At 62.6% G+C, this 7595-nt stretch carries 5 protein-coding genes and 1 tRNA gene; 3 read left to right on the plus strand and 3 right to left on the minus strand.

Annotated elements, in window-relative coordinates:
* Positions 1 to 118 precede the first annotated feature (118 nt).
* From Q8X51_RS22090 to Q8X51_RS22100, 3 genes are all read left to right on the plus strand, one after another.
* The gene (locus Q8X51_RS22090) at positions 119 to 1306 is read left to right on the plus strand and encodes an ATP phosphoribosyltransferase regulatory subunit (RefSeq protein WP_065940876.1); all 1188 of its coding nucleotides are present in this window, start codon (positions 119 to 121) and stop codon (positions 1304 to 1306) included.
* A 54-nt stretch (positions 1307 to 1360) separates the two neighbouring features.
* Positions 1361 to 2650, plus strand: a complete 1290-nt coding sequence (locus Q8X51_RS22095) for an adenylosuccinate synthase (protein ID WP_027604896.1) — start codon at positions 1361 to 1363, stop codon at positions 2648 to 2650.
* Between the two features lie 139 nt (positions 2651 to 2789).
* Entirely contained in the window at positions 2790 to 4724 is a 1935-nt protein-coding gene (locus Q8X51_RS22100) for a methyl-accepting chemotaxis protein (RefSeq protein ID WP_407693587.1), read from the plus strand.
* A 46-nt stretch (positions 4725 to 4770) separates the two neighbouring features.
* Here Q8X51_RS22100 and Q8X51_RS22105 read toward each other — a convergent pair whose 3' ends face one another.
* The 3 genes from Q8X51_RS22105 to Q8X51_RS22115 form a co-directional block, all read right to left on the minus strand.
* A complete protein-coding gene (locus tag Q8X51_RS22105; protein WP_407693588.1) occupies positions 4771 to 6336 on the minus strand; it encodes an ABC transporter permease in 1566 nt (521 codons plus the stop codon).
* Positions 6336 to 7361: an iron ABC transporter substrate-binding protein gene (locus tag Q8X51_RS22110; RefSeq protein ID WP_065925621.1), complete on the minus strand. Its 1026-nt coding sequence runs from the start codon at positions 7359 to 7361 to the stop codon at positions 6336 to 6338. The genes Q8X51_RS22105 and Q8X51_RS22110 overlap by 1 nt, the downstream gene beginning before the upstream one ends.
* Before the next feature lie 146 nt (positions 7362 to 7507).
* Positions 7508 to 7594 (minus strand) — tRNA-Leu (locus Q8X51_RS22115).
* Position 7595: the final 1 nt, after the last annotated feature.

The raw sequence follows: 7595 nt of genomic DNA on the forward strand, positions 1-7595 counted from the left end.
GTTAACAGGTCGTTCGTCACGTCGCTCTTGCGCGTGGTTTATGCAGGGGGCGGGTATTTTCTGCTTCACTCAAGGCTCGGCCGAGGGCTGGCCGCCCGGATCATAGGGGAATGGCGTAATGGCAACGGTAGACCGCTGGCTGCTGCCAGATGGCATCGAAGAAGTACTGCCACCAGAAGCTGCGCGCATTGAAGTAGCGCGTCGCCAGGTGTTGGATCTGTTCCAGAGCTGGGGTTACGAGTTTGTCGTGACCCCCCATATCGAGTACCTGGAATCCCTGCTGACCGGCGCGGGCCAGGACCTGGATCTGCGCACCTTCAAGGTCATCGACCCGCAATCGGGCCGGCAAATGGGGTTCCGTGCCGACATCACGCCGCAAGTGGCGCGCATCGATGCGCACACCCTGCGCCGCGAAGGCCCGAGCCGCCTGTGCTACGCCGGCAGCGTGCTGCATGCTCAACCGCGTGCCTTGTCGTCTTCCCGCAGCCCGATCCAGTTGGGCGCGGAGTTGTACGGTGATGCCAGCCCGAGCAGCGACGTTGAAGTGATCAGCCTGATGCTGGCCATGCTGCAACTGGCTGATGTACCAGATGTCCACATGGACCTCGGTCACGTGGGTATCTACCGTGGCCTGGCCCGTGCGGCCGGTTTGTCCGGTGAGGCCGAGCAACAGCTGTTCGATGCCCTGCAGCGCAAGGCGATCGATGAAGTCATCGCCTTGACCGCTGGCGTGCCTGCGGATCTGGCCGAGATGCTGCGTGCACTGGTCAACCTGTGTGGTGGCCGTGAAGTGCTGGTGGCTGCACGTGAACGCCTGGCCAAGGCGCCGGCGCCGGTATTGGCTGCACTGGATGACGTGCTGGCGATTGCTGAGCGGTTGTCGGCGCGGTTCCCGCAGTTGCCGCTGTATTTTGATCTGGGCGAGTTGCGCGGTTACCACTACCACACCGGTGTGGTGTTCGCGGTGTTTGTACCGGGTGTTGGCCAGGCCATCGCCCAAGGTGGACGTTACGACGACATCGGCGCCGACTTCGGTCGTGCGCGTCCGGCCACCGGCTTTTCCACCGATTTGAAAACCCTGGTGACCCTGGGGCGTGCTGAGGTCGAGCTGCCGTCTGGTGGCATCTGGATGCCCGACAGTACGGACGCAGCACTCTGGCAGCAGGTTTGCCAGTTGCGCAGTGAGGGTCAGCGTGTTGTCCAGGCATTGCCTGGGCAGCCATTGGCCGCCGCCCGTGAAGCGGACTGCGACCGGCAATTGATTCTGCAGAACGGGCTTTGGCAAGTATCGCCACTGGCTTCTTGAGTTTTCCTGCCGGCCATCGCCGGCACCAAGTTTGCGCGAATGAGGACAAGTGTTATGGGTAAGAATGTCGTAGTCCTGGGCACCCAATGGGGTGATGAGGGCAAAGGCAAGATCGTTGATCTGCTGACCGAACATGCTGCCGCCGTAGTGCGCTACCAAGGCGGTCACAACGCTGGCCACACCCTGGTCATCGACGGCGAAAAAACCGTCTTGCACCTGATCCCGTCGGGCGTCCTGCGCGAAGGCGTGCAGTGCCTGATCGGTAACGGCGTCGTGGTTGCACCGGATGCCCTGCTGCGCGAGATCACCAAGCTGGAAGAGAAAGGCGTACCGGTGCGCGAGCGCCTGCGTATCAGCCCGTCCTGCCCGCTGATCCTGTCCTTCCACGTTGCGCTGGACCAGGCCCGTGAAAAGGCCCGTGGCGAGCTGAAGATCGGCACCACCGGTCGCGGCATCGGCCCGGCCTACGAAGACAAGGTCGCGCGTCGTGGCCTGCGTGTGGGCGACCTGCTCAACATGCCGCGCTTTGAAGACAAGCTGCGTGAACTGGTGGATTACCACAACTTCATGCTGGTGGGTTACTACAAAGAGCCAGCCATCGAATTCGACAAGACCCTGGCCGAGTGCAAGGAATACGCTGAGCTGCTCAAGCCGCTGATGCTGGATGTGACCGCCGAGCTGCACGACCTGCGTCGCGCCGGCAAGGACATCATGTTCGAAGGCGCCCAGGGTTCGTTGCTGGACATCGATCACGGTACCTACCCGTACGTGACCAGCTCCAACACCACTGCTGGCGGCGTCGCTACCGGTTCGGGCGTTGGTCCTATGTTCCTGGACTACATCCTCGGCATCACCAAGGCCTACACCACCCGTGTAGGTTCGGGCCCGTTCCCGACTGAACTGTTCGACGAAGTCGGTGCGCACCTGGCCAAGCAAGGTCACGAATTCGGCGCGACCACCGGCCGTGCTCGTCGCTGTGGCTGGTTCGACGCCGTTATCCTGCGTCGCGCGATCGATGTGAACAGCATCTCGGGCATCTGCTTCACCAAGCTGGATGTACTCGACGGTCTGGAAACCATCAACATCTGCGTCGGCTACAAAGATGCCGAAGGCAAGGACGTTGCCCCGGTTGACGCCGACAGCTACGTGGGCCTGCAGCCTGTGTACGAAGAAGTGCCGGGCTGGAGCGAGTCGACCGTGGGTGCCAAGACCCTGGAAGAGTTGCCAGCCAATGCCCGTGCCTACATCAAGCGCGTTGAAGAGCTGATCGGTGCGCCGATTGACATTATTTCGACGGGCCCGGATCGCAACGAGACCATCGTTCTGCGTCACCCGTTCGCTTAATAAGCTATTGATGTAAAAAGCAAAGGGCTCCTTCGGGAGCCCTTTGTCGTATCTGCATGCCAAGCGGCACGACCCTTGCTATGTTTCTCTCTTTCGCGGTGCTATCAAATTAATGGCACCCGTGGTGGAGGGATTCCCGATGTCTGCCGTTCTCTCATTGTTACAAAGCCGTCTGTTGCGGCCGGTGTTCGTTACCCTAGGTATCGCTCTTTTGGTGCAAGTGCTGGTGGCGGTCGCTCTCACCCGGAGCACGGTCACGGCGCTGGAGGCCGATTTGGGCAGTCGCCTGGGCGTCGACAGCCAGAAGCTGTCCGGTGAACTGGCCCAGGCCGGCAAGGAAGTCACGTCGAGCCTGGACAGCTTGTCCACCAGTACCCGTCAGCGCCTGACCGCCGGGCTTTCCGAGCGCCTGCAGGCAGAGCAGAAACAGTTGCGTGCGACCCTGGAAAAAGACCTGCAAGACTCCGCCAACGATATGGCGCAACTGCTGGCCTCGGTGGCGCCCCGCGCCATGTGGGACAGCGATGTGCCAACGCTGTCCGAGTTTGCCCGACGCGCCCAGCGCAATCCCAACGTGCTGTTCGTGGTTTATGACGACGCGGCGGGTGAGCACCTGACTCGTTATCTGAATCGCGAAAATCCGATCAACAAGGCGTTGCTGGAAAAAGGCCAGGGCGATCGCGCCCTGGACAAAGTCCTGAACGCCGCGAAGAACGATCCTTCGGTGTTCTACGTCGAGGCGTCCATCAGCCCTAACGGCGTGGAGATTGGCAAGGTGCTCATGGGGGTGTCGACCGCGTCGGTCGAGGCCGATCTGCAAGCGCTGGACAAGCGTTTTGCCGCACTGATAGCCAGCGGTGATCAGTTGGTCGGCGACAGCCTCAAAGGTGCCGCGGCGGATAGCGCGGCGGCCATGGGCGCTCGCCTGCAGTCGGCACAAGCCACTGCGACCCAGATGACCGTCAACACCACCGACGCCGTGCAGGAGGCTGCCGGCACCTTGCGTTGGCGCATCGGCATGGGGCTGGCGGTGGTCGGTTTCGGCGTATTGCTGCTGATCGCCGTGGTTCTCGGCCGCCGTGTGGTCAATCGCCTGAAACTGCTTATCGCGGCCATGGATGACCTGGCAGCAGGCGAGGGCGACCTCACCAAGCGCGTGCAGATCAACAGCAAGGACGAAATCGGCGACATGGCCTCGGCGGTCAATCGCTTTGTGGATAAGTTGCAACCCATCGTGCGCGAGGCGGGCGATGTGGCCCAGCGTACCGGCGTGGAAATCGGCGCCATGACCTTGCGCAATGCCGGCGCCGATGCGGCCGCTGGCTTGCAGCGTGATGAGGTGGCGGAGAGTTTGCGCGCACTGTCGCAAATGGCCGACGAGGCCCAGGCCGAAAGCCACGCCATGCAGGCGGCGTTGCAGCAGGTGGTGGATATTCGTCAGGCGACGGACGAGAACTCGCGCACGTCGGCCGAAGTCGGCAGTTTGATCGAGGCACTGGCGGGGCAAGTCCAGGCCGGGTCCCAGGTCATCGAGCGCCTGGCCCAGCAAAGCGAGCAGATCGAAGTGGTGCTGACGGTCATCCATGGTATCGCCGAGCAGACCAACCTGTTGGCGCTCAACGCGGCCATTGAAGCCGCGCGTGCGGGCGAGACCGGGCGGGGCTTTGCGGTGGTGGCGGACGAAGTGCGTGCGTTGGCCAGCAAGACCCAAAGCTCTACCGGCGATATCCAGGCCCATATCGTCGCGTTGCAGCAGGGCGCGCGGGAGGCGGTGGAAACCATCGGCAAGGCCGGGCGCCAGGCCAACGAAGGTTTGCTGGTGCTGCGCGACAGCGTGCGCTTGCAGCAGACGGTGCAGGCCTCGGTGGAGCAGGTGCATGCAGCGATTGGCCTGGCTACCCGCGCCGCCGAGCACCAGGCCCAGGGCGCCCATGCGGTACGAGGCCGGGTCGAGGTGATCCATGCCCAGGCCGAGCGTGCGGCGCAGGCGGTGGTGGAGACTACCGCCAGTGGCAAGGTGCTGGATGGGTTGGCGGTGCAGTTGAAGGCGAGTCTGGGGCAGTTCCGGGCTTAGCGTCGTCCGTTCTGGCCTCATCGGGGACTTGCCCCCGATAGCGATCTCAGCGGCTCAAGTACATCCGAGTTGTCAGCAGATAGACCGGCAACCCCGACACCACTATCAACAACGCTGCATAAGGCGCCGCCGCCGCAAACTCCACATTCGAGGTGTGCGCCCACACGGCAGTCGCCAAGGTATTCAGCCCGGTGGGGCTGAGCAGCAACGTCGCCGTCAATTCCTTCATGGCGTCCAGGAACACCAGCGCAAATGCCGCACCCAATGCCGGAAAAATAATTGGCAGTGTCACTCGGCAAAACGCACTGAACGACGATGCCCCCAGCGTGCGCGCAGCCTCTTCCAGCTGCGGCGCCGCCTTGTTCAAGGCTGTACGGATCGGCGCCTGGGCCAATGGAAGAAACAACAACCCATAGGCGATCAGCAGCAACGCCGACGTCTGGTACAGCGCCGGCACGTAATGCAGGGCGAAATACACCAGTGTCAACGCAATCACCAGGCCGGGCAGGGCGTGCAACAGGTACGGCAGGCGCTCGGCCCAGATTGCCAGTCGGCCCTTGTAGCGCACCACCAGCAGCCCCAGCGGTACGGCCAGCGCCAGGCACAGCGCCGCGCCACCCAGCGATAGCATCAGGGAGGACAGCAATGCCTCACCAATCTCGGCCATTGGAAATGCCGCCGATGAACCTACCGCCAGCCAATAGCCGAGCATGCCCAAGGGGATGCCGCTGCCGATGATCGCCAGCGTCAGGCAATACACCTGGCCCAGTGGCGCCCACTTGCCCAGTCGCACCTGCTCCCCATGCCGCGCCGCGCCCTGGCCGATGCGCACGTGCCGGCCCTTGCCGCGCACGCGCAGTTCCAGCCACAGCAGGGTCAGGCACATCACCAGCAATACCGCCGAAAGCATCGCGGCATTGGCATTGCTGAACTCCAGTTCGAATTGCTGGTAGATCGCGGTGGTGAAGGTTTGCAGGCCGATGATCGACAGCGCGCCGAACTCGACCAGCATATGCAGGGCAATCAGCAGTGCCCCAGCCAGCAGCGACGGCCACAGCAAGGGCAGGGTGATGCGCAGGAATACGCCCCAGCGATTCTGCCCCAGGGTGCGGGCCGATTCTTCAAGGGAAGGGTCCAGGTTGCGCAAGGTTGCGGCCACTGGCAAAAACACCAGCGGGTATTTGGACAGGGTCATCACCAGGATCGCGCCGCCGAGCCCTTCGAAGTGGGCGCTCAGGGATACCCAGGTGAAGCTGCTGACAAACGCCGGCACCGCGAACGGCAGGCACAGGACCACGCCCCAGAGGCGGCGCCCTGGCAGATTGCTGCGTTCCAGCAGCCAGGCCAGGGACAGGCCGATCACGCCGCACGCCACCGTCACGCCGACCATCAGCGCCAGGGTGTTGCGCAGCAGCCCGAACACATAGGGTCGCCAGAGCAGATGCACCGCCTGCGCCCAGCCCGCCTGCCAGGCCTTCAGCCCGACGTACACCAGCGGCAGCAGGCTCAGGCCAACCAGTAGCAGGACGGGAAGCAGTAGCCAGATCGAAGGGCGCTTGCGGCGTGGGCTGAACCCCCCGCGCAAGGCGGGGGTGGGTCGCGATGGGTTCATCAGTTCAAGCCAACCTCACGTTCCAGGTCCAGGGCCTCTTCTGCGTTGCCGAGGTCGGCAGGCGTGACTTTCGGCGGCTGCAGTTCGCTGAAAGGCTTGAGGCCGCGGTTGGATTCCATGCCTTTGCGCAGCGGGTACTCGGCCGAGGTAGTGGTAATCACGCGCTGGCCTTCTTCGCTGGCCATGAACGCCAGCAGTTGCTGGGCTTCTTTGGGATGCTTGCTGGACTTCAGCGCGGCCGCCGAAGACACGGTGATCAGGCCGCCGGCATCGCCATCGGTGAAGTAGTGCAGTTGGGAGTCGAGGTTGGTTTTTTCTTTCTTCAGGGCAAACCAGTAGTAGTTGTTCACCAGAACGGTGGCTACTTCGCCGTTTTCCACGGCCTTCAGGGCGACCATGTTGTTGCTGTACACCTTGCCGAAGGCACGCAGGCCGGTCAGCCATTCTTCGGCGGCTTCACGGCCGTGCAGCTTGATGATCGCCACGGCCTGTTCCTGGAAGGCGCCGCTGGTAGGTACGAAACCGACCTTGCCTTGCCACTCGGGGCCGGCGAAATCCAATACCGACTTGGGCAGGTCTTTCTCGGCAATCAGTTTGGGGTTGAAGGCTACGACGCGGGTGCGTGCGGTCACGCCCATCCAGTCGCCGTTACGGCCCACGTAATCCTTGGGCAGGACGTCGAGCGTGCCTGCATCGATCTTGGCCAGCAGGCCTTGCTCGCCAAGTTTGTTCAGTGGCGGCGATTCCTCGGTGTAGATCACGTCGGCAGGGGAGCGGTCGCCTTCCTCCACGACTTGGCTGGCCAGTTGGTTGCTGCTGCCCTTGCGTACGTTGACGTGAATACCGGTCCTGGCTTCGAAGGCCTTGGCGAGTTCATCGCCGACTTCTTTGTGTTGGCCGTTGTACAGGGTCAGGGAGACCTTGTCGGCGGAATAGGCGGCGGGGGAGAGTAGGGTCAGGCCGAGCAGAGTGATGGTCAGGCCACGCAGAAGGGATGTCTTGAGACGGGTATCGCGGATCATCATCCGGGGTTTTCCTCACTTGAGTGCAACAAATCATTGCAAGGATAAACGATAAAACTTCTCAAGTGCGCCGAAGGGGGGAAATTGCTGGTGGAGGTTTTCAAACCCCGGAAACGAAAAAACCCGCTTTCGCGGGTTTGATCTGAATTTGGTGCCCAGGAGAAGACTCGAACTTCCACGACCTTGCGATCACCAGCACCTGAAGCTGGCGTGTCTACCAATTTCACCACCTGGGCA

Source organism: Pseudomonas sp. Yb2C2 (assembly GCF_052112325.1).
Classification (GTDB): Bacteria; Pseudomonadota; Gammaproteobacteria; order Pseudomonadales; family Pseudomonadaceae; genus Aquipseudomonas; species Aquipseudomonas marginalis.